The sequence below is a fragment of the Paracoccus kondratievae genome (genome assembly GCF_009301415.1).
Taxonomy (GTDB): domain Bacteria; phylum Pseudomonadota; class Alphaproteobacteria; order Rhodobacterales; family Rhodobacteraceae; genus Paracoccus; species Paracoccus kondratievae.
In genome coordinates this window covers 383,796-404,621 of record NZ_CP045073.1, presented here as the reverse complement: position 1 = coordinate 404,621, position 20,826 = coordinate 383,796, and the positions used below count along the sequence as shown (strand labels likewise).

Sequence of the window (20,826 nt, the reverse complement as noted above, 5' to 3'; positions counted from 1 at the left end):
TCAGCCCTCCACCGCCCGGCCACGGGTCGGGAACAGACCACGCGGGCGTTTCTGGATGAACAGGATGATAAAGATCAGGATCATCACCTTGGCGAGCATCGCCCCGGCCAAAGGCTCAGCCAGCTTGTTCACGATGCCCAGCGTGAACGCCCCGGCCAGCGTGCCCCAAAGTGAGCCTGCCCCACCAAAGACCACAACCATGAAGCTGTCGACGATATAACCCTGACCTAGGTTCGGTGAGACGTTGTCGATCTGGCTAAGCGCCACCCCCGCCAGCCCGGCGATCCCGGCACCAAGACCAAAGGTCAGCGCATCGACGCGGCCGGTGCGGATGCCCATTTCTGCCGCCATGGCGCGGTTCTGGGTGACGGCACGCATCTGCAACCCCAGCGCGGTGCGGCGCAGCACCAGCATCAGAAAGCCAAAGACGGCCAGCGCGAACAACATGATCCAGATGCGATTCCAGGTCAGCGACAGGCCCAGCACCTCGACACTGCCCGACATCCAGGAGGGGTTGCCGACCTGCCGGTTGTTTGGCCCAAAGATCGAGCGGACCGCCTGTTGCAGGATCAGGCTGACGCCCCATGTGGCAAGCAGAGTTTCAAGCGGCCGGCCGTAAAGCCTGCGTACGATGCCACGCTCAACCGCGATGCCGATGGCGGCAGTGACAAGAAAGGCAAGCGGCAGGGCAATCGCCAGCGACCAGTCAAAAAGCCCCGGCGCGTGGGTGCGGATGACCTCTTGGACCATGAAGGTCGTATAGGCGCCAAGCATCACCAGTTCGCCATGCGCCATATTGATGACGCCGCAGACGCCAAAGGTGATCGACAGGCCGATGGCCGCAAGCAGCAGAACCGAGCCGAGCGACAACCCCTGCCAAAGCGTCAACCCCCATCCACGCAGTGCCTCGGCGCGTTCGATATCTGCAAGCGCCGTCCGGGCTGCATCCTTTAGCGCCGGATCAGAGAGCAGCGGGCGGATCCGACCTTGTGCCGCCGCGCCACGCCGCTCGGCGATCAGGGCAAGGGCCTCGGCCCGTTCGTCGGGTGTGGCATCGGGCGCGACAAGCAGCACTGATGCCCGCGCAATTTCCAGCGCGTCGCGGGCTTTTGTGTCGGTTTCCCGCGATAGTGCAGCCTCCAATGCGGATAGCTGCGCGGGATCGGGCGCGGCCTCGACCTGCGCGGCGGCGCGGGTGCGTGCGGCGGGGCTTTCGGCGACAAGACCCAGCGTGCCCAAGGCGGCACGAACATGGCCACGCAGGTTGTTGTTCACCCGCACCGGGGTCACATCCCGGCGGGTGACCGAGCCTGCGGGATCGCCGCTCAGCGCATCTGTGGCGCTGCCATCGGTGACGATTACCAACCGGCCGTCGGATTTCAGCACTGCCAGATCGCCGCCGACCAGTGCGGTCAACAGCGCCTCGGCCCGGGGATCGCCGCTGCTGGCCAGTGCCGAGACACGGTCCGCGCGGTCGTCATAGCTGCCCTCGGGCAGGGCCCTGGCGATTTCCTCAAAGCTTTGCGCCAGCGCTGCGGCGGGCATGATAAGGCAAAGCAGGATCAGCCGGATCAGTCGCATATGGTCCCTCGCCTGGCCCGCGCGCGGCACTACAAGGGTGCGGCGCGCGGTCTTTCTTCATGGATGGGATCAGTTCGATGCGGTGGTTTCGGCGCCGCCGCAGGTCTTGGTCGTGGTGTTGTAATTGCCGCAGCGGATCGGATCGGTCCAATCGGCGATCAGATCCTTTGAGCCGGGCAGGTAATCGGACCAGGCGTCGCCGGGAACCTCGCCTTCGCTTTCCCAGACGATGTCGAACTGGCCCTCGGCATTGATCTCGCCCACCATGACCGGCTTGGTAATGTGGTGATCCTTGCCCATGATGGCCTTGCCACCCGTAAGGTTCGGAACCTCGATGCCGACCATGGCGTCGATGACCTTGTCGGGGTCGGTGGTGCCGGCTTTTTCGACCGCCTTCACCCACATGTTAAAGCCGATGTAATGGGCCTCCATCGGGTCGTTGGTCACGCGTTTGTCGCTGCCGGTGAACTTGTGCCAGGCGTCGATGAATTCGTAATTCGCAGGGTCGTCCACGCTTTGGAAATAGTTCCATGCGGCCATGTGACCGACCAGCGGCGCGGTGTCGATGCCCGCCAGCTCTTCCTCGCCGACGGAAAAGGCGACGACGGGGATCTGTTCGGCGGTGATGCCCTGATTGGCAAGTTCCTTATAGAAAGGCACGTTCGCATCGCCGTTGATGGTCGAGACGACTGCCGTTTTCTTGCCAGTGCTGCCAAAGGCCTTGATGTCCGAAACGATCGTCTGCCAGTCGGACTGACCAAAGGGCGTGTAGTTGATCAGGATATCCTCATCCGCGACGCCCCTGTCCTTAAGAAATTGCTCAAGGATCTTGTTCGTGGTCCGTGGATAGACATAGTCGGTGCCGGCCAGCACCCAACGTTCGACCCCCTGATCCATCAGATATTCGACTGCGGGGATCGCCTGCTGGTTTGGTGCCGCGCCAGTGTAAAAGACGTTACGCTCGGATTCCTCGCCCTCGTATTGGACGGGATAGAACAGGATGCTGTCGAGTTCGCGAAACACCGGCAGCACCGATTTGCGTGACACGCTGGTCCAGCAGCCAAAGACAGCGGCCACCTGATCACCCGCGATCAGCTCGCGCGCCTTTTCAGCAAAAAGAGGCCAGTCCGAGGCCGGGTCGACCACCACTGGTTCGAGCTTGCGGCCAAGGACGCCGCCCCTGGCATTTTGCTGCTCGATCAGCATCAGCATGGCGTCTTTAAGCGTGGTCTCGGAAATCGCCATCGTGCCCGACAGCGAATGCAGGATGCCGACCTTGATCGGCTCGGATGTGTCCTCGGCCAGCGCAGCCGTGCCGATCAAAGCGGAAAGCAGCGATGCGGTAAGGGATGGGAGTTTCATGCGGACGTTCTCCGGATAAGGACGAAGGGAACTGCGCCAAGCTAACGGCCTCGCGGCGGCGCAGAACCAGCGCGAACCGTGCCGGGGGCGGCAGAAAACCGGGCGCGCCCTGATGGCAGGCAACCCCGTGTCGCACTTGCCCGGTCAGGCGGCATTGCAATGTTCGCGCCCCGGCGGAACCCGTGTTCTGCCCGGGATGCGGGCGGCGGGCGGAATATCTGCCCGGTCCTTGCGCAGATGACGGATGGCGCGCGCGGCAAGGGCGCGATGCGTTGCGGGTGCGCCGCCAAGCTGGCACCTGCTGGGACGAAAGAGAGCAGGAACCAGATGGACAAGCGTCTTTCGATCGTGGTCATCGAGCCCGACCCGGAACGTGCCGCCCCGATCGTGGACGGGCTGCGCGAGATCGGAGACCACGACATTCGCATCATCTCGGAGGAAACCGGCCTTGCCCGCCACATCGCCGAGTTTCGGCCAGATATCGTGCTCATTGATCTTGCCAACCCTTCACGCGACGTGCTCGAAGAGCTGGCGCTGGCGTCGGGTCCGACCGAACGGCCGGTGGCCATGTTCGTCGACCGCTCGGACGAGCATCTGACCCGAGCTGCGGTCGAGGCTGGGATTTCCGCCTATGTCGTAGACGGGCTGCGCCCCGACCGGATCAAGCCGATCCTTGATGCGGCCATTGCGCGGTTTCACATGTTTCAGCGTATGCGCGCGGAACTGGCCGCGACCCGCGCCGCGCTGGAAGAGCGCAAGGTCATCGACCGCGCCAAGGCCGTACTGATGAAGGCGCGCGGCATCGACGAAGAGGCCGCCTATGCCCTGCTGCGCAAGACGGCGATGGATCAGGGCAAACGCGTGGCCGAGATCGCCCAGCAGCTTGTCCTTGCCGCGGGGTTGCTTTCATGCGGCTGACATCTGTGCGCCTTGGCTATGTGCCGCTGATCGACGCTGCGCCGCTGATCGTCGCGGCCGAATTGGGCTTTGCTGCTGAAGAGGGGCTTGAGTTCAGCCTTTTGCGCCTTGGCGCATGGGCGCAGGCCCGGGACATGCTGGGCGCGGGGCTGATCGAGGCCGCGCATATGCTGGCGCCCATGCCGGTAGCGCAGGCGATGGGGCTGGGTCCGGCCCTGCCGGATCTGGATCTGGTAATGTTTCTGTCCCAGGGCGGGCAGGCGGTGGCGGTCAGTGCTGCCCTGGCTGCGCGGATGCGTGATCTGGGCCATGACTTCGACTTTCGTGACGCGCGCAAGGCCGGCGAGGCACTGCGCCGCGCGGCGCCCGAGCGGCTGCGCGTGGGGGTGCCGTTTCATTTCTCGACCCAGCTGGAGCTGATGCAGCACTGGCTTGGCGTCTGCGGTTTTGATGCGGCGCCTGAGGTCGTGACCGTGCCGCCCCCGCTGATGGCGGAATCCATGGCGGCGGGCGAGGTCGATGCATTTTGCGTTGGTGAGCCATGGGCCTCCAGCGCGGTGGATCGGGGTGTCGCGGCGCTGCTTTTGCCCGGCACGGCTGTCTGGGCCTCTCCGCCTGAAAAGGGGCTGGTGCTGCGACGGGACTTTATCGCGGCCGAGCCCGAGATGACGGGGGCGCTGATGCGCGCGATCTGGCGTGCCGGGCGCTGGCTGGATGAGCGTGAGAACCGCGATACCGCTGCCGAGATTCTGTCGCGGCGCGAATATCTGGACCTGCCCGCCGAACTGGCTGAACGCGGTCTGACCGGGCGCTTGCAGGTGACCCCTTCGGGCGAAATCCGCCACGTGCCGGGCTTTGTCGCCTTTCACGCCGGTGCCGCGACCTTTCCGTGGAAAAGCCTTGCCGCGCTTTTTGCGCAGCGCATTGCGCGGCGCTATGGGTTACAGCCCGATGCCGCAATGCGGCGGGCGATGGCGCATTTCCGTACCGATCTTTACCGTCAGCACCTGCGCGCGGCCGGGGCCGCCCTGCCCGGAGCCTCGGCCCGGCTTGAAGGTGCCCTGACCGAGGATCGCGAGGTCGGTGCCGAAAAAGGCCAGATGATTCTGCGTGCCGATGCGTTCTTTGATGGCACGGTGTTTGAGCCGCCTTTCGCGGATTGAGCGTTTTGCAGGCAGACTACTCGTTTGCCTGCCCGGCTTTCGGGCGAAGCGGTCAGGTAATGCTGCGATGCCGCATCAATCCTTGATCCAACGTTTTCCCTGATCCAGTCTGAACTCATGGCCCGACGCAACGGCGCGCCATGGGCCCGCTCGCAATGATGCGGCACGGATTCCGCAAGGGCGCGGAGATCCATCCCCCCTGAAAGCGCATGTTCCGCCGCGGCCCTTTGCCGCCCGGCCCACGCTTTCCGACAGCCTTCGCCATCAGAAACGCATCGGAGCCATCATGCCCGCCCTTACCTCTCAGACATCCCCCGCATCACCTGCCGAGGCCTGCCGCGCGTTGGGCTTCTCGACCTTTGCCTTCACCATCTGCTTTGCCGTCTGGACCATTTTTTCGATCATCGGGTTACAGATCCGCGAAGAGCTGTTGCTCGGCGAAACTCAGTTTGGCCTGCTTATCGGGCTGCCGATCCTGACCGGCTCGCTGGTGCGGATTGCATTGGGCGTACTGACCGACCGGCTGGGCGGGCGGCGCGTCTATACGCTGACCATGCTCGCAGCCGCGGTTGCGACCTTTCTTTTGTCCTGGGCATCGACCTGGCCGCAGATGCTTATTGCCGCGCTTGGCGTCGGGTTGGCCGGCGGGTCATTCGCGGTCGGCGTCGCCTATGTTTCACGCTTTTATGCAAAGGGGCGTCAGGGCACGGCGCTGGGCATCTTTGGCACCGGCAATGTCGGCGCTGCACTGACCAAATTCGTGGCGCCTTTTGTCATGCTGGCCTTTGGCTGGCAGGCGACAGCGCAGATCTGGGCTGCTGCGCTGGCGCTGACTGCGGTACTGTTCTGGATCTTTAGCAAAGAGGATCCGGTCACCGCCACCGGGGCAGGGCGCAGAACCTCGCTGCGGGCCGAGTTCGCACCGCTTGCCCAGATGCGGGTCTGGCGCTTTTCGGCCTATTACTTCTTCAGCTTTGGCGGTTTCGTGGCGCTGGCCCTGTGGCTGCCGCATTACCTGACGCAGGTTTACGGGTTCGACATCAGGACTGCCGGGATGATCGGCGCGGCCTATTCGATCCCCGGTTCGATCTTTCGCGCCTATGGAGGCGTGCTGTCTGACCGGATCGGGGCGCGGTCGGTGATGTATGCGACCTTTATCGTCTCACTTGCCGCGACCGCGATCCTGTCGCTGCCCGGGGCTGTGCCGGTTTCGGTGTTCCTGATCGTGATCTTTGTCCTTGGCTTTTTCATGAGCCTCGGCAAGGCGGCCGTCTATAAGCACATTCCCAGCTATTATCCCGCTCATGTCGGCGCGGTCGGCGGCCTTGTCGGCATGATCGGCGGGTTGGGCGGTTTCGTCCTGCCGCTGCTCTTTGGCTGGCTGCGCGATCAGACCGGGCTGTGGTCCAGCTGTTTCATCGCGCTTTTCGCGCTCGTCGCAGCCTGCACGCTGTGGATGCACGCCTCGATCCGCCAGATGGGCCGCGCGCCCCTGCAAGCCGCCTGAAAGATAAGGAGTCCTGCGATGAAGAAACTTGTCGTCATCGGAGCTGGCATGGCCTCGGGCCGTTTGCTGGAGCATCTGTTTGAGGCCGCGCCGGGCGAATGGCAGGTCACATTGTTCAACGCCGAACCGCGCGGCAATTACAACCGGCTGATGCTGTCCCCGGTCCTGTCGGGCGAAAAGACCTATGAGCAGATCGTCACCCATGACGCGGATTGGTACGCCGCACATGGTGTCGATTGCCGCTTTGGCGAGCCTGTGGTGCGCATCGACCGCGCAAACCGCAGGGTCCACTCCAATGCCAGCAGCGCCGCGTATGACGCGCTGGTGATCGCCACAGGTTCGGCGCCATTCATTATCCCGGTGTCGGGTTATGATCTGCCTGGCGTCGTGACCTATCGCGATCTGGAAGACACCAACGCGATGATCGAGGCCGGGGTTGCTGGCAAGGACGCAGTGGTGATCGGGGGCGGGCTGCTGGGGCTTGAGGCCGCAGCGGGCATGGCCGCGCGGGGGGCGAGTGTTACCGTCATTCATCTGATGGGGCACCTGATGGAGCGCCAGCTTGACCCCGCGGCCGGCTATCTGTTGCAGCGCGATCTGGAGCGGCGCGGCATCAGGGTCCACTGCAAGGGCGCGACCAAGGCGATCCTTGGCCATGGCCGGGCCGAGGCGGTGCTGCTTGAGGATGGTACCGTCTATCCTGCTGATCTGGTCTGCATGGCCGTCGGCATCCGGCCCGAGGTGCGCCTGGCCAATGATGCCCATCTTGAGGTCGAACGGGGTATCGTCGTTGATGACGCTCTGCGCACCAGCGATCCTCATATCTTTGCCTTGGGCGAATGTGTCGAGCATCGCGGCCAGCTTTTTGGCCTTGTCGCGCCGCTGTACGATCAGGCCAAGGTTCTGGCCCGGACCCTTATGGGCAAAGAGGCCCTGTTTCAGCCGGTCCAGACCGCGACCAAGCTGAAGGTGACGGGCTGCGATCTGTTCAGCGCCGGCGATTTCGCCGAGGGCGAGGGGCGCGAGGACATCGTTTTCCGCGACCCCGGACGAGGCATCTACAAGCGGCTGGTCCTGCGGGAAAACCGCATCATCGGCGTGGTGATGTATGGCGATACCGCCGACGGGAACTGGTTTTACGGGCTGATGAAGGACGCCACCGACGTCGGAGAGATGCGCGATACGCTTATCTTTGGCCCGGCCTTTCAGGGAGGGTCCAGGCTGGACCCTATGGCGGCCGTTGCAGCCTTGCCGCCTGAGGCGGAGATTTGCGGCTGTAACGGCGTTTGCAAAGGCACGATCACCGAGGCGGTGCTGAACGGTGCCACCTCCCTTGATGCGGTGCGGGCCTGCACCAAGGCCTCGGGTTCCTGCGGAACCTGTTCGGGATTGGTCGAGCAGGTGATGAAGCTGGTTCTTGGTGACGGGTTCGCCGCTTCCGCACCGGCAGGCATGTGCAAATGCACCGACCACAGCCATGAGGACGTGCGGCGGCTGATCCGCTCGATGGAGCTAAAGTCCATCCCAGCGGTCATGCAGGAACTGGGCTGGAAAACCGTGGGTGGTTGCCACTCTTGCCGGCCTGCGCTGAATTATTACCTGCTGGCCGAATGGCCGCTGGAATATCAGGACGACCGCCAGTCGCGTTTCGTCAATGAAAGAAACCACGCCAATATCCAAAAGGACGGCACCTATTCGGTGGTGCCGCGTATGTGGGGCGGCGTCACTACCCCGGCCGAGCTGCGTGCCATCGCCGATGCGGCCGAGAAATTCGCCGTGCCCATGGTCAAGGTCACCGGCGGCCAGCGCATCGACCTGCTGGGTGTCCGCAAAGAGGACCTGCCCCATATCTGGGCCGATCTGAACGCGGCGGGGCTGGTGTCGGGCCATGCCTACTCCAAGGGGCTGCGCACGGTCAAAACCTGCGTTGGCAGCGAGTTCTGCCGCTTTGGCACCCAGGATTCGACCGGGTTGGGTATCCGGCTGGAAAAGCTGCTTTGGGGGTCATGGACGCCGCATAAGGTAAAGCTGGGTGTCTCTGGCTGCCCGCGCAACTGTGCCGAGGCGACGTGCAAGGATGTGGGCGTGGTCTGCGTGGACAGCGGCTATCAGATCAGCGTCGCAGGCGCGGCCGGGATGGAGGTGAAAGAGACCGAGCATCTGGCCTCGACCCCGTCCGAAGATGAGGCGGTCGAGATCATCACCGCCTTTATTCAGCTATACCGCGAGAATGCGCGTTATCTGGACCGGCCCTACAAATGGGTGGCGAAGGCCGGGCTCGACTGGGTGAAAGCCCAGATCGAGGATCTGCCCACACGCCATGCCCTCGTGCAGCGTTTCGAGATCAGCCAGTCGGTCTATCGCAAGGACCCCTGGGCCGAACATTCAACCGCAACCGAGACGCCACGCTGGGCGCCTCTTGCCGATCTGACCCTGGAGGCCGCGGAATGACCGTCTTTGTCGATATCGGAGCTCTTGACGACATTCCCCGTCAGGGCGCGCGGGTGATCCACACCGCTCATGGCTGTGTGGCGGTATTTCGTACCATGGACGACCGCGTTTTTGCGCTGGATGATCGCTGCCCACACAAAGGCGGCCCCCTGTCCGAAGGGATCGTCCATGGCGACCGGGTGACCTGTCCGCTGCACAACTGGGTTTTCGACATGAACTCGGGTCAGGCGCAGGGGGCCGACGAAGGTGCGGTCCGCACCTGGCCCGTGCGCGTTGAACAGGGGCGCATTCTGATCAGCGCCGAACTTGTCTTTCGCTCCAACGCTGCCTGAAGGAGGTCTGTCATGTCCTATGTAAATCCTGCCGATTTTGCCAAAAAGATGATCGACGCGGGCGAGGCCAAGGTTTTTATGTCCACCCGGGATACGCTGATCCGCGCCTATATGGCCGGGGCGATCCTTGCGCTGGCGGCCGCCTTTGCGGTCACCGTGACCGTGAACACCGGCGAGCCGCTGCTGGGGGCTCTGCTGTTTCCGGTCGGGTTTTGCATGTTGTATCTGTTGGGCTTTGACTTGTTGACCGGGGTGTTCACACTTGTGCCCCTGGCGCTGATCGACCGCCGGGCGGGCGTCACGCCGGGCGGCATGATGCGCAACTGGGGCCTGGTCTTTTGCGGCAATTTCGCCGGAGCCTTTACGGTTGCGGTTTTCATGGCGATCATCGTCACATTCGGCTTTTCCGAGGCCCCGAATGCGGTCGGCGAAAAGCTCGGCCATATCGGCGAAGGGCGTACGCTGGGCTATGCGGCCCATGGCGCGGCGGGGATGCTGACGCTGTTTATCCGCGCGGTGATGTGCAACTGGATGGTCTCGACCGGAGTGGTCGCGGCGATGATGTCCACCAGCGTGTCGGGCAAGGTGATCGCCATGTGGATGCCGATCCTTGTGTTTTTCTACATGGGGTTTGAACATTCCATCGTGAACATGTTCCTGTTCCCGGCAGGTCTGTTGCTTGGCGGACAGTTCACCATCGGCGACTACCTGATCTGGAACGAGATACCGACGGTTCTGGGCAATCTGGTCGGCGGGCTGACCTTTGTCGGTGCCATGATCTACGCCACCCATCACCGGACCGCGCCCGCCCGGGGGGCCGAGGGGGACGACCCGCTGCCGGTAGCTGCTGAATGAGCCGCGCGATGCAGACCATCCGCACCACCTGTCCTTATTGTGGCGTCGGTTGCGGCGTGCTTGCGACGCCTGATGGCGGTGGCGGGCTTGCGGTGGCGGGCGATCCCGCGCATCCGGCGAACCGCGGTCGGCTTTGCGTCAAAGGCGCGGCCCTGGGCGAGACGGCCGGCCATCGCGGCCGGCTGCGTGCCCCGCGCATCCATGGCCGCGAGGCGGGCTGGGATGAGGCGCTGGACCTCATTGCCCGCCGCTTTTGCGAAACTATCGCTGCGCATGGCCCGGATTCGGTCGCCTTCTACGTCTCGGGTCAGCTTCTGACCGAGGATTACTATGTCGCCAACAAGCTGATGAAAGGCTATATCGGCTCGGCCAATATCGACACCAATTCGCGCCTTTGCATGGCTTCTGCGGTTGCGGGGCATCGCCGCGCCTTTGGTTCGGACACGGTGCCCGGGCTTTACGAGGATCTTGAGCTGGCCGATACGGTGGTGCTTGTCGGCTCAAACCTCGCCTGGTGCCATCCTGTCCTTTACCAGCGGCTGGTGGCCGCGCGCGAAGCACGGGGGACGCGGGTCATCGTCATCGACCCGCGCCGCACCGCGACCTGTGATATCGCCGATCTGCATCTGCAAATCGCACCGGGTTCTGATGCCGCACTTTTCAACCTGTTACTTGCGGAAATCAGCCGCAGATCAGAGGTTTGTCCCGACGATCTTGAAAATATCCAAGAGGCGCTGGCGCCAGCGCGAGCCACTTCCCCTGCTGTGACGGGGCTGGCGCATAGCCAGTTGCGGCAGTTCTTTGATCTGTGGATGCACAGCGACAAGGTGGTGACAGTCTGGTCGCAGGGCGTGAATCAATCCGACTGCGGCACCGACAAGGTGAATGCGATCCTGAACTGTCATCTGGCCAGCGGGCGGATCGGCCGGCCGGGAATGGGACCCTTCAGCGTCACAGGTCAGCCCAATGCCATGGGCGGGCGCGAGGTCGGCGGGCTGGCCAATATGCTGGCCTGTCACCTTGAGATCGGGAACCCTGACCATCGAGAGGCGGTGCGTACCTTCTGGAACGCCCCGCGCATGGCGCAGCGCCCTGGGCTGAAGGCCGTGGATATGTTTCGCGCCGTCGAAGAGGGGCGCATCAAGGCGCTGTGGGTCATCTGCACGAACCCCGCCGTAACCCTGCCCGAGGCTGACCGCGTCGCCCGTGCCATCGCGGGCTGCGATTTTGTTGTTGTTTCGGACATCATGGCACAGACTGACACCATGCGGTTTGCGCATGTCGCCCTGCCTGCGACCGGCTGGGGTGAAAAGGACGGTACGGTGACAAATTCCGAACGCCGCATCAGTCGCCAGCGCCGCGTTCTTACCCCGCCCGGACAGGCGCGGGACGACTGGCGCATCCTTGCCGAGGTCGGGCGGCGTATGGGCTGGGGCGCATCCTTTGGCTGGCAGCACCCGGCGCAGGTCTTTGCCGAATACGCGGCCTTGTCGGGCGTGGCGGCGGGTCTCGGTAGCGATTTTGATATCTCGGCTCATGCCGGGATCAGCGTGGCGCAATATGATGCGCTTGAGCCGTTCCTTTGGCCACAATCGGCCACAAAGCAAGGCGGGCGGTTCTTTGGCGACGGGCGCTTTCACACGCCCTCGGGGCGCGGGCGGATGGTCGCGGTTACGCCGCGCCCCCCGCAGCCGGTCAGTGAGGCCTATCCGTTCCGGCTGAACACCGGTCGGGTGCGCGATCATTGGCACACGATGACCCGCACCGGCCTGTCACCGCGCCTGTCCCGGCATCTGGCCGAACCTTATCTCGAGCTGCATCCGACCGACGCTGCCCAACTGGGCCTGCAACCTGCAGCCCTTGCCGAGGTGACCAATGCACATGGAAGCGCGGTGTTGCGCGTGCTGGTCAGCGACCGCGTCGCGCCAGGGCATCCTTTTGCGCCGATGCATTGGACGGGCGAGACCGCGCCCACGGGCCGGGTTGATGCGCTGGTGCCGGGCGCGACGGATCCGGTCTCGGGCCAGCCGGCGCTGAAATCGGCGGCGGTGGCGATCAGGCCGTTCGCGGCGCGCTGGTTCGGTTTTGCCGTTTCTGCTGCTGAGATACGACCCGACTGCGACTATTGGGCGCGGGCGATCCTGCCCAATGGCGTGCAGGCCGAATTGGCTGGGCGAGAGCCGCCTGCGGACTGGACCGACCATGCCCGGGCCCTGTTTGGCCTGGAGGATGAGCCGCTGGTCGTGCACGACCGCGCACGCGGCCAGGTGCGGCTGGCCTTTCTGCGCGATGGCCGCTTGCAGGCGGCGTTATTCGTTGCGGCCGAGCCGGTGGCCCTGTCGCGAAGCCATATCACGGCACTGCTTTGCGAGGGTGGTGCCGAGGTGCTGGCTGGCCGCCCCGGAGCCGGCCGCCCGGATGAGGGGGCGCTTGTCTGTGCCTGTTTCGGTATCGGCGTCAACAGTATAGTCAAAGCGATCGCCAGTCGCCGCCTGACCTCGGTCGAGGCGGTCGGGCAGGCGTTGCGCGCGGGTACCAATTGCGGTTCATGCCGGCCCGAGATCCGGGCGCTGCTTGATGCCGGTGTGGCCTGCCGTGAGGCAGCACAATAAGGCTCAGCTGTCCTTGCTGGCAAAGACCATTGCCGCGCCGTGCTGGACGGCAAGGTGGATCAGGCTGCCTTGGGCGGGCAGGACCAGACCGGGGACGCGCGATTTCATCAGCGCGCCTCCGGGCTCAAGCCGCGTTTCGATCAGGCTTTCGCGGCCCAGATAGCGGGCACGCTTGACCCGCGCCGGTGCTCCGTCCATATGCGAGGGGATCAGGTGTTGCGGGCGAATGACAACCTCGGCCCGGCTGCCTTCGATAAGACCGGGGGCAGGGAATGCCCCCAGTGCGGTTTCAACCCGGCCGCCTGACACACGTCCTGCAAGTGTGTTAAGATCGGAAAAGAAGGCAGCAACGCCGCGATCCGCCGGGCGGTCGTAAAGATCCTGCGGCGGGCCCTCCTGGACAAGCCGTCCTTCGCGCATGACGGCAATGCGATGGCCCATCAACATCGCCTCTTCGGGGTCGTGGGTGACCATCAGTACGGTCGTCCCGGTTTCGCGAAGAAGGTCCAGCGCCGCATCGCGCACGCCGTCGCGCAGCCGGTTGTCGAGGCTGCAAAAGGGCTCATCCATCAGCATCAGGCAAGGGCGCGGCGCCAGCGCGCGGATCAGCGCGACGCGCTGCTGTTCACCCCCCGAAAGCTCATGAGGGTACTTCGTCGCATAGCCCGACAGACCCACGCGCTCCAGCAGTTCACCCACGCGGTTGCGTCTGTCTGCCGCCGGGCCTTGCAGGCCAAAGCCGACATTGGCGGCGACGTCGAGATGCGGAAACAGCGCGAAATCCTGAAACATCAGGCCAACCGGGCGCCGCTCGGGCGGGAGAAAGGTGCCCGTGTCGCACATGGGGCGGCCGTCGATGCGGATGCGCCCGGAATCGGGCTGCTCGATCCCCGCGATCATACGCAGCGTCGTCGACTTGCCACAGCCCGAAGGGCCAAGCAGACAGGTCACCTGACCACGCACGACGCGAAAGCCGACATCCTGAACGGCAGGGGTGTCACCAAAGCGGCGGCAAAGCGCCTCGACCTCCAGCATGGGATCTTGCGGGGCGGCCTGCGCGGCCAGCCCCCGAACATCCACCTGGCTCGCCCATTCAGGAGGGCTGGCGAACTGGTTCATCGGGCCCCCTTCGTGACCGTAACCGGATGAGAATAGTTTACTTTAGTAATAAGTTTAGTAAACGTGTCGAGAAATCGCAAGGAGGACTGGTGATGCGTGTTGGACTATCCGGGCTGATCGGGGCGCTGCTGGCAGCGCAGGCGATGGCTGCAAGTGCTGAGGAACTGAACCTTTACACCACGCGCGAGCCGAATCTGATCGAGCCGCTGCTGGCGTCCTTCACCGAATCGACCGGGGTCAAGGTCAATACGATCTTCCTTAAGGACGGGATGGCCGAGCGGGTCGAGCAAGAGGGTGCGGCCTCGCCCGCCGATGTGCTGATGACCGTCGATATCGGCAATCTGGTCGATCTGGCTGATCGCGGCCTGACCCAGCCGGTGCAATCCGAGGCCCTGAGCGCCGCGATCCCCGAAAATCTGCGCGACAAGGATGGCAACTGGTTTGCATTGTCGCAGCGGGCGCGGGTACTTTACGCCAACAAGGATCTGGATCTGACCAGCTTTACCTATGAGGATCTAGCCAAGCCCGAATGGAAGGGCAAGGTCTGCATCCGTTCCGGCCAGCATCCCTATAACGTCGCGCTGACCGCCTCTTACATCGTCCATCACGGCGAAGAGGCCGCTAAAACCTGGCTTGAAGGCGTCAAGGCTAACCTTGCCCGCAAGGCTGGCGGTGGCGACCGCGATGTGGCGCGCGACATCATGGGCGGCATTTGCGAAATCGGCATTGCGAACTCGTATTACGTTGGCCTGATGCGCAGTGGCGCCGGTGGTCCCGAACAAGAGGAATGGGTCAAGGCGATCAAGGTCATCCTGCCCACCTTTGAAAACGGCGGCACTCAGGTGAACGTCTCGGGTGCGGCTGTGGCCAAACATGCGCCGAACCGTGATCAGGCGGTCAAGCTGCTGGAATATCTGGTCTCGGACGATGCGCAGAAACTGTATGCCGAAGCGAACTTTGAATATCCGGTCAAAGCCGGTGTCGCGGTCAGCCCGGTGATCGAGGATCTGGCCGGCCTGAAAGCCGATGGCACCGATCTGACCGAGATCGCCCGTCAGCGCAAAGCTGCGAGCGAACTGGCCGAGGCGGTGGGCTTCGACAACTAAGACCCTGCAGGCACCGACCGGATGAACCCTGAACTGGTGCAAAGCCCCCGTGATCGCGCGGGGGCAGGCTGGCAGGCGGCAGCTATAGCTGTCGCCGCGCTGGTTTTATTGCCTGTGCTTGCGCTGGGGCTTTTTGCACTGCAGGGCAGTCCGGGACTGTGGACGCATCTGATCAGCAATGTGCTGCCGGTGGCGGTGCAACAGACGGTGATCCTGCTGCTGGGGGTCGGTATCATCGTCGCCACCCTTGGCACAGTAACGGCATGGCTGGTTGCCTCGTGCGATTTCCCGGGGCGGCGGTTTTTCGGCTGGGCGCTGCTTTTGCCGCTGGCTGTGCCGACCTACATCGTCGCCTATGCTTATCTGGACCTTCTGCACCCGGTTGGGCCGGTGCAGGGGGCGATCCGCCATTTGCTTGGCTATTCCAGCCCGAGAGAGTTCCGCCTGCCCGATATCCGCTCGATGCCGGGCTGCATCTTTCTGCTGGGGATGGTGCTATACCCCTATGTCTATTTGCCGGTGCGGGCGCTGTTTGCCATGCAGGCCGGCAACCTGCTGGACGCAGGTCGGACGCTGGGCGCCGGGCCGGTTGCGACCTTTCTGCGCGTTACCTTGCCCTTGGCGCGGCCAGCAGTGGCCATCGGCACCGCGCTGGCGCTGATGGAGGCGATGAACGATATCGGCGCGGCCGAGTTTCTGGGCGTGCGCACGCTGACCGTTTCGGTCTATTCGACGTGGATCAACCGCTCGGATCTGCCGGGGGCGGCGCAGATCGCACTGGCGATGCTGGCGATCATCATGGCGCTGGTGCTGCTTGAACGCCGGGGCCGCAAGCGTCAGCACTATGCCGCCGGAGCGCAGCGCAGCCAGCCCCTGCGCCGTACGCGCCTGCGGGGCTGGCGGACCTTGGGGGCGATGCTGGTCTGCGCGCTGCCGATCATGCTGGGGTTCGTTGCCCCTGCCTGCTATCTGGTGGCCGCAGCATGGAGCCGCTACCGTTTTGCCGGCCTGTCGCCGCGCATTCTGGAAGAGGCTGCAAACACCGCCTTTTTCGCCGTTGTGGCGACGCTGGTTGCGCTGCTGCTGGGGCTGGTTGTGACGGGGGCGGCGCGGCTGCGGCCCGGCCTCTTGACCCAAAGCATGGCGCGGCTTTCGACACTGGGTTACGCAGTGCCGGGGACCATTCTGGCAATCGGCCTTTTACCGGTGATTGCGCTGGTCGACCGTCAGATCTCGGCGGTGTCGCAGACGCTGTTCGGTGCGGCACCCGGGTTGCTGCTGCTGGGCTCTGGCGCGGCGCTGATCTATGCCTATGCCGCGCGCTTTCTGGCCATCGCTACCGGAGGGATCGAGGCGGGGCTTAGCCGGGTGCCGCGTTCGCTTGACCATGTGGCACGCACGCTGGGGCGCAATCCGGTGCAGGTGTTCCGACAGGTTCATGTGCCGATCTCACGCCCGGCGCTTGCAGCCTCGGGGCTGCTGATCTTTGTCGATTGCGTCAAAGAGCTGCCCGCGACCTTGTTGCTGAGGCCGCTGAATTTCGAGACGCTTTCGACCCATCTTTACGGCGAGGCAGCGCGCGGCACTTATGAGGATGCTGCTATCGCGGCGCTGATCATCGTGGTGATCGGCATCTTGCCGGTCATGGTTCTGGCACGGACGATCAGACGGTGACTGCGGCAGATTGCCCCTTTTCCGGAACGCAGATTTCTGACAGGGCTGCCCCTATGCAGGTCAGGGACGCATATCGGTCAAGAAAGGACGCGCTGCGGCGGCTGTGCTGCTGGCTGGCGGTTCTGCCGTTCCTGCTGTTCTCGCTGATTCTGCCGGGCACCATGCTAAGCCGCGATGCGCAGGGCGGAATTACCGTCGTGCTATGTTCGGGCGTCGGGCTGGTCGAGATGGCTGTCGCCTCCGACGGCAGTCTGATCCCCAAAGAACAGGCGCCGCACGGCGATCATCACACATGCGACTGGAGCCCGCATGGCCAGCCTTTGCTTGGTTCGGGTTCGGCCCCCATGGCCCTGCCGCAGGCGGCCGAGGCACGGCTTGCGCTTTGGCCTGCGCCTGCCGCCCTGCCGCATGGCGGGATGCTGCTTTTACCCTCGGCACGGGGGCCGCCTGCGATCATCTGACGGAGATATTTGCTGCAAAACCCTGTGACCATGAGGTTCGGGGGCAATTCCCATCAGATGAGATATGTCATGAAAAACCATGTTTTCCGTGCGCTTTGCGCCACGCTGCTTGGCCTTGCTGCCACTCCCGCCCTTTCCCACGCCACGCTTGAGCAAAAAGAGGTTTCGGCAGGCTCGACTTATCGTGCGGTGATCCGCGTCGGTCACGGTTGTGAGGGTCAGGCAACCAATACCCTGCGCGTCGAACTGCCCGAGGGGTTCTATAATGCCAAGCCGATGCCCAAGGCGGGCTGGACGCTGGAAACCGTCAAGGGCCCCTATGCCAAACCCTTTGACAATCATGGCAAAGAGATGACCGAAGGCACACGCGAGGTGATCTGGTCGGGTGGCGATCTGCAGGATGACTGGTACGATGAATTCGTCATCCGCGGCACGGTCGGGGCTGATATCGCGCCCGAGACGGTGCTGTATTTCAAAACGGTGCAGGAATGCGCGAATGGCCGCGAGGACTGGACCGATGTCTCGGGCAGCAAAGAGGTTCCGAATCCTGCGCCAGGTGTTACCGTCACCGCTGGCAAGGGCGATCACGGGCACGGCGGCCATAATGCTGCGGCGGATGATGGCGCGATCAAGCTGGGTGATCTGACGCTGAGCAACGGCTTCAGCCGCGCCACACCTCCTGGCGCGCCGGTCGCTGGCGGGTTCGTGACCATAGCCAATGCCGGAGCCGGGGATCGGCTGATATCGGCCAGCGTCGATTTTGCCGGCCGCGCCGAGATCCATGAGATGGCGATGGAGGGCGAGGTCATGCGGATGCGCCAGCTGCCGGAGGGCCTGACTATTCCCGCCGGTGAAACGGTTGAACTTAAGCCCGGCGGTTATCACCTGATGTTCATGGAGCTGAAACAGCCGCTGGTCGAGGGCGAGACGGTCAATGTCACGCTGAAATTCGAGAAAGCGGGCGAAGTCACTCTGCCGCTGCGGGTTGGTCCCCGCAATGCCGGCACCGAAGACAAGGGGAACGCACATCATGGCCACTGAACACAAATCCGGGCTGAAACCCCTGCGCTATGTTCTTTGGGCGCTGGTGGCTCTGGCCGTGCTGGGGGTAGGCTGGTTCCAGCTTGTCTCGCCCCGGTCGGGGACTGGCTCGATCGCTGATACCGGGGCGGCCGCGCTGGGGCGCGGCGAATACAGCCTGACCACGACCGAGGGGACGGAGTTCACCCAGGCGTCGTTGAAGGGCCAGCCCTCGGCGGTGTTCTTTGGCTTTACCCATTGCCCCGATGTCTGCCCGACGACCCTGGGCGATGTGGCCAGCTGGCAGGAAGAGTTGGGCGAGGACGGCAAGGCGCTGCGGGTCTTTTTCGTCACCGTCGATCCCGAGCGTGACTCGGTCGAGACGCTGCGCGAATACGTCTCGTGGGTGCCGGGCGTGATCGGTGTCTCGGGGGCTCCGGAAGAGGTGGCCAAGGCGATCAAGGCTTTCCGCATCTATGCCCGCAAATCCCCGATGGAGAGCGGCGATTACACGATGGACCATTCCTCGACCATGCTGCTTTTCGATGCCAATGGCGATTACGCCGGGCTGATCGGCTATCAGGAAGAACGTGAGCGCGCCCTCGCAAGCCTGCGCAAGCTGCTCAACAGCTGATCTGCAAAAGCTTTTCCGGCGCCGCTATGGGATGCGGCGCCGTCTTTCTTGCACATAGACTTTGGCCGATCCTGTCTGGGTCGGCCTTTCTGTTTCCGAAATGTTTTGGCAGGCCCTCACGCTGCTGTTCCCACAGGGGTGATTGCTGGATGTTAGCGTATGATTTTCCGCTGTAGGATAGTTTGCATTCCTCCTTGCAGGAAACTGTGCGGATTCTGTCGGAGAATGCAGAGGTTTTTGCGCGTCTCATGCCGGGTGGGGTGGCCGTATGAATGACGATGTCAGAACTACTGACCGAATACGCCAGATGGTTTCGGAAATTCCCGAAAGGTTTCGGACTGGGGGTTGCGCGGGCCAGGGCCACCGAAAAATCAGGGCCATCTGCGGCTCGCGCAGAGAGATCCTGGAGAAGGGGAGGGAAATAATGGAAAAAGCACGTCGGAGCGATTTGCGTCACGTTGTGCTGGCTGCCCTGATGGGCAGTATCGCAATGCCTGCCGTTGCTGACGGGCTGTTCTATGTCGCGGGTGGGGTCGACAAACAGGCCCGGCATTTCAAGGAGCTCGTGAAACTCTGGAAGAGTGTACCAGTTTGCCGCCGCGGTCCGTGCCGGTAAAAATGGCGAAATCCGCCATTCCGGGGCAATCTGTCTGCAAAGCTGGCTGACCCAGCCTGTATGGGGCCATTGGAGGACGGATCTGAAATGGCTGCGGCGGGATTCGACCGCCCATGGCTTCAGGGGCGGTCCGGGCGGTGTCGGTATCCATATCCTTGATTTTGCGACCTGCATTTCCGGTCAGGACGCGGCGCAGGTATCCTGCCTGCTCAAGGTCTTTGACAAGGTGCCGGGTAGGCGGATCGGGGACTATGTGCTTGACGCCAATGGCAGCGCGACCATGCGGATCATGCTGCGCAACGGCGCGCTGGGGACGATGGCGGCGACGCGGTTTGCAAGCGGGCATCACAACGACCTGCGCCTGCGCCTCTCTCGCGATCGGGACGGGCTTGAAGTCAGTTTCAAGATCTGCGTGAGCGCGGTTGCGCGCCTGTCTGTTCCCTTGAGGCTGCGGCCTGGCATGAGGTCGGACGTCCGCCCGCCCGATGGTTTATGAGCGTTTTACCGCCGCGATCCGCGGCGAGGGGGTGGCTGATCCCGATTTTGCCTGCGGCGCGGCAACGTCTGCCGGACCGGGCTGAGCAGTTCTTGGCCGAGGCTGAGCTCAGCCGCGCTGTTCAGGACCATACCGATCCGGGGGCGGCTTCCTTTTTCCCGGCCGCCGCCGGAGCCTTCGTCAGGGAAAGTGTGATGACGCAGACCGTTCCCGCCGTCGCCGTGCGCCCCTCCCGCATCCGTCTTGGCAGATCAGTGGCGGGCGGGGTGCCCATGCCTTCAACCTCGCTGGTATCGAAGGGCGCAAGGATCCCAATTATATTGATGGATTTGTCTTATTGTTCAGAAATCTTATGCCTGAAATCCAGCCAAAGATTAGCGCCACTCCTGCCCCCAGGCATGCGCCAGCAAGGGCGCCAAATAATATGCTGCTGAGTATCCCCTCTGTCCCTGCTACCCCCATTGCCAGAGCGAATAAGGATAGAAAAGCAACATAGACGACGCTTCCTGCGACGGCACCATATGCTGTCAAGCTGATGACAGAGAGAGCTTTGCTTTTTTGCAGAAAGTAGAGGCCCGGGAAACCAAGGATACCCAAGCCAGAATAACTAAAAACAGCGGAAAATAATAATGCAAAGCCCAATCCGCTTTTGTGAACGCCTGTTGCCGATGCCGAGATGACAATCAGAAGAGGTGGCAGCAAGGGCGCCACCGCCGACGCAATCAAGAATCGAATATTCATTTGCATGAGCAATTCCTGAATGTTTTTTGCGGATCGCTGATACCAGACGTTATCAATACGATTCTATAGTTTGGTCTGTCTTGCTGCAATGGCGCAAACTGGCTGGCCATCAGCTCTCGTGTTTTCTGCGTCACACTGATGCGATTGGCTCTTTGCGATTTCAGTTTTTCTGTTCCAT

General features: G+C 63.2%; 18 protein-coding genes. 13 read left to right on the top strand and 5 right to left on the bottom strand.

All coding sequences use genetic code 11. The annotated features are described in order from the left end of the window. Entirely contained in the window at positions 1–1,581 is a 1,581-nt protein-coding gene (gene urtB / locus F8A10_RS13325) for an urea ABC transporter permease subunit UrtB (protein WP_085501815.1), read from the bottom strand. Positions 1,582–1,650: 69 nt separating this feature from the next. Further along, positions 1,651–2,943: an urea ABC transporter substrate-binding protein gene (gene urtA, locus F8A10_RS13320; protein ID WP_085501816.1), complete on the bottom strand. Its 1,293-nt coding sequence runs from the start codon at positions 2,941–2,943 to the stop codon at positions 1,651–1,653. Between the two features lie 327 nt (positions 2,944–3,270). Here urtA and F8A10_RS13315 point away from each other — a divergent pair, with 327 nt between their 5' ends. The 7 genes from F8A10_RS13315 (at position 3,271) to F8A10_RS13285 (ending at position 12,781) form a co-directional block, all read left to right on the top strand. Further along, a complete protein-coding gene (locus F8A10_RS13315) occupies positions 3,271–3,861 on the top strand; it encodes an ANTAR domain-containing response regulator (protein ID WP_085501817.1) in 591 nt (196 codons plus the stop codon). Further along, on the top strand, positions 3,852–5,024 hold the full coding sequence (locus F8A10_RS13310; RefSeq protein WP_010394466.1) for a CmpA/NrtA family ABC transporter substrate-binding protein: 1,173 nt from the start codon (positions 3,852–3,854) through the stop codon (positions 5,022–5,024). Before F8A10_RS13315 ends, F8A10_RS13310 begins: the two co-directional genes overlap by 10 nt. A gap of 286 nt (positions 5,025–5,310) precedes the next feature. Then, positions 5,311–6,531: an MFS transporter gene (locus F8A10_RS13305; protein WP_085501819.1), complete on the top strand. Its 1,221-nt coding sequence runs from the start codon at positions 5,311–5,313 to the stop codon at positions 6,529–6,531. 18 nt (positions 6,532–6,549) lie between these two features. Next, positions 6,550–8,982 carry a nitrite reductase large subunit NirB gene (nirB, locus tag F8A10_RS13300; protein WP_010394468.1) on the top strand — a complete coding sequence of 811 codons (2,433 nt, stop codon included), beginning with the start codon at positions 6,550–6,552 and terminating at the stop codon, positions 8,980–8,982. Continuing rightward, complete coding sequence (gene nirD, locus F8A10_RS13295) at positions 8,979–9,314, top strand: nitrite reductase small subunit NirD (RefSeq protein WP_152367559.1); 336 nt, start codon at positions 8,979–8,981, stop codon at positions 9,312–9,314. Before nirB ends, nirD begins: the two co-directional genes overlap by 4 nt. Positions 9,315–9,326: 12 nt before the next feature. After that, the gene (locus F8A10_RS13290; protein WP_085501820.1) at positions 9,327–10,169 is read left to right on the top strand and encodes a formate/nitrite transporter family protein; all 843 of its coding nucleotides are present in this window, start codon (positions 9,327–9,329) and stop codon (positions 10,167–10,169) included. Positions 10,170–10,177: 8 nt separating this feature from the next. Continuing rightward, positions 10,178–12,781, top strand: a complete 2,604-nt coding sequence (locus tag F8A10_RS13285) for a nitrate reductase (protein WP_152367558.1) — start codon at positions 10,178–10,180, stop codon at positions 12,779–12,781. A 3-nt stretch (positions 12,782–12,784) separates the two neighbouring features. Here F8A10_RS13285 and F8A10_RS13280 read toward each other — a convergent pair whose 3' ends face one another. Then, positions 12,785–13,900, bottom strand: coding sequence for an ABC transporter ATP-binding protein (locus tag F8A10_RS13280; protein WP_152367557.1), 1,116 nt, complete (start codon positions 13,898–13,900; stop codon positions 12,785–12,787). 92 nt (positions 13,901–13,992) lie between these two features. Here F8A10_RS13280 and F8A10_RS13275 point away from each other — a divergent pair, with 92 nt between their 5' ends. From F8A10_RS13275 to F8A10_RS13255, 5 genes are all read left to right on the top strand, one after another. Beyond that, complete coding sequence (locus F8A10_RS13275; RefSeq protein WP_010394479.1) at positions 13,993–15,006, top strand: Fe(3+) ABC transporter substrate-binding protein; 1,014 nt, start codon at positions 13,993–13,995, stop codon at positions 15,004–15,006. 21 nt (positions 15,007–15,027) lie between these two features. Then, complete coding sequence (locus F8A10_RS13270; RefSeq protein WP_152367556.1) at positions 15,028–16,680, top strand: ABC transporter permease; 1,653 nt, start codon at positions 15,028–15,030, stop codon at positions 16,678–16,680. Positions 16,681–16,733: 53 nt separating this feature from the next. Then, entirely contained in the window at positions 16,734–17,141 is a 408-nt protein-coding gene (locus F8A10_RS13265) for a DUF2946 family protein (protein WP_152367555.1), read from the top strand. A gap of 69 nt (positions 17,142–17,210) precedes the next feature. Beyond that, entirely contained in the window at positions 17,211–18,182 is a 972-nt protein-coding gene (locus tag F8A10_RS13260; RefSeq protein WP_152367554.1) for a DUF1775 domain-containing protein, read from the top strand. After that, positions 18,172–18,795, top strand: coding sequence for an SCO family protein (locus F8A10_RS13255; RefSeq protein WP_085501825.1), 624 nt, complete (start codon positions 18,172–18,174; stop codon positions 18,793–18,795). The genes F8A10_RS13260 and F8A10_RS13255 overlap by 11 nt, the downstream gene beginning before the upstream one ends. Here F8A10_RS13255 and F8A10_RS13250 read toward each other — a convergent pair. Beyond that, positions 18,785–19,348, bottom strand: coding sequence for a hypothetical protein (locus F8A10_RS13250; protein ID WP_152367553.1), 564 nt, complete (start codon positions 19,346–19,348; stop codon positions 18,785–18,787). The genes F8A10_RS13255 and F8A10_RS13250 overlap by 11 nt on opposite strands. Positions 19,349–19,376: 28 nt before the next feature. On the opposite strand from F8A10_RS13250, the gene F8A10_RS13245 reads away from it, so the two are divergent. Then, entirely contained in the window at positions 19,377–19,907 is a 531-nt protein-coding gene (locus tag F8A10_RS13245; protein ID WP_152367552.1) for a Gfo/Idh/MocA family protein, read from the top strand. A gap of 315 nt (positions 19,908–20,222) precedes the next feature. On the opposite strand, the gene F8A10_RS13240 is transcribed toward F8A10_RS13245, so the two are convergent. Beyond that, complete coding sequence (locus F8A10_RS13240) at positions 20,223–20,654, bottom strand: hypothetical protein (protein ID WP_152367551.1); 432 nt, start codon at positions 20,652–20,654, stop codon at positions 20,223–20,225. Positions 20,655–20,826 lie beyond the last annotated feature (172 nt).

Excerpts from the sequence above, each read along its gene's own strand:
- urtB (WP_085501815.1), bottom strand. The coding sequence starts at position 1,581 with ATGCGACTGATCCGGCTGATCCTGCTTTGCCTTATCATGCCCGCCGCA.
- urtA (WP_085501816.1), bottom strand. The coding sequence starts at position 2,943 with ATGAAACTCCCATCCCTTACCGCATCGCTGCTTTCCGCTTTGATCGGC.
- F8A10_RS13315 (WP_085501817.1), top strand. The coding sequence starts at position 3,271 with ATGGACAAGCGTCTTTCGATCGTGGTCATCGAGCCCGACCCGGAACGT.
- F8A10_RS13310 (WP_010394466.1), top strand. The coding sequence starts at position 3,852 with ATGCGGCTGACATCTGTGCGCCTTGGCTATGTGCCGCTGATCGACGCT.
- F8A10_RS13305 (WP_085501819.1), top strand. The coding sequence starts at position 5,311 with ATGCCCGCCCTTACCTCTCAGACATCCCCCGCATCACCTGCCGAGGCC.
- nirB (WP_010394468.1), top strand. The coding sequence starts at position 6,550 with ATGAAGAAACTTGTCGTCATCGGAGCTGGCATGGCCTCGGGCCGTTTG.
- nirD (WP_152367559.1), top strand. The coding sequence starts at position 8,979 with ATGACCGTCTTTGTCGATATCGGAGCTCTTGACGACATTCCCCGTCAG.
- F8A10_RS13290 (WP_085501820.1), top strand. The coding sequence starts at position 9,327 with ATGTCCTATGTAAATCCTGCCGATTTTGCCAAAAAGATGATCGACGCG.
- F8A10_RS13285 (WP_152367558.1), top strand. The coding sequence starts at position 10,178 with ATGCAGACCATCCGCACCACCTGTCCTTATTGTGGCGTCGGTTGCGGC.
- F8A10_RS13280 (WP_152367557.1), bottom strand. The coding sequence starts at position 13,900 with ATGAACCAGTTCGCCAGCCCTCCTGAATGGGCGAGCCAGGTGGATGTT.
- F8A10_RS13275 (WP_010394479.1), top strand. The coding sequence starts at position 13,993 with ATGCGTGTTGGACTATCCGGGCTGATCGGGGCGCTGCTGGCAGCGCAG.
- F8A10_RS13270 (WP_152367556.1), top strand. The coding sequence starts at position 15,028 with ATGAACCCTGAACTGGTGCAAAGCCCCCGTGATCGCGCGGGGGCAGGC.
- F8A10_RS13265 (WP_152367555.1), top strand. The coding sequence starts at position 16,734 with ATGCAGGTCAGGGACGCATATCGGTCAAGAAAGGACGCGCTGCGGCGG.
- F8A10_RS13260 (WP_152367554.1), top strand. The coding sequence starts at position 17,211 with ATGAAAAACCATGTTTTCCGTGCGCTTTGCGCCACGCTGCTTGGCCTT.
- F8A10_RS13255 (WP_085501825.1), top strand. The coding sequence starts at position 18,172 with ATGGCCACTGAACACAAATCCGGGCTGAAACCCCTGCGCTATGTTCTT.
- F8A10_RS13250 (WP_152367553.1), bottom strand. The coding sequence starts at position 19,348 with ATGCCGGGCCTGTTTGTCGACCCCACCCGCGACATAGAACAGCCCGTC.
- F8A10_RS13240 (WP_152367551.1), bottom strand. The coding sequence starts at position 20,654 with ATGCAAATGAATATTCGATTCTTGATTGCGTCGGCGGTGGCGCCCTTG.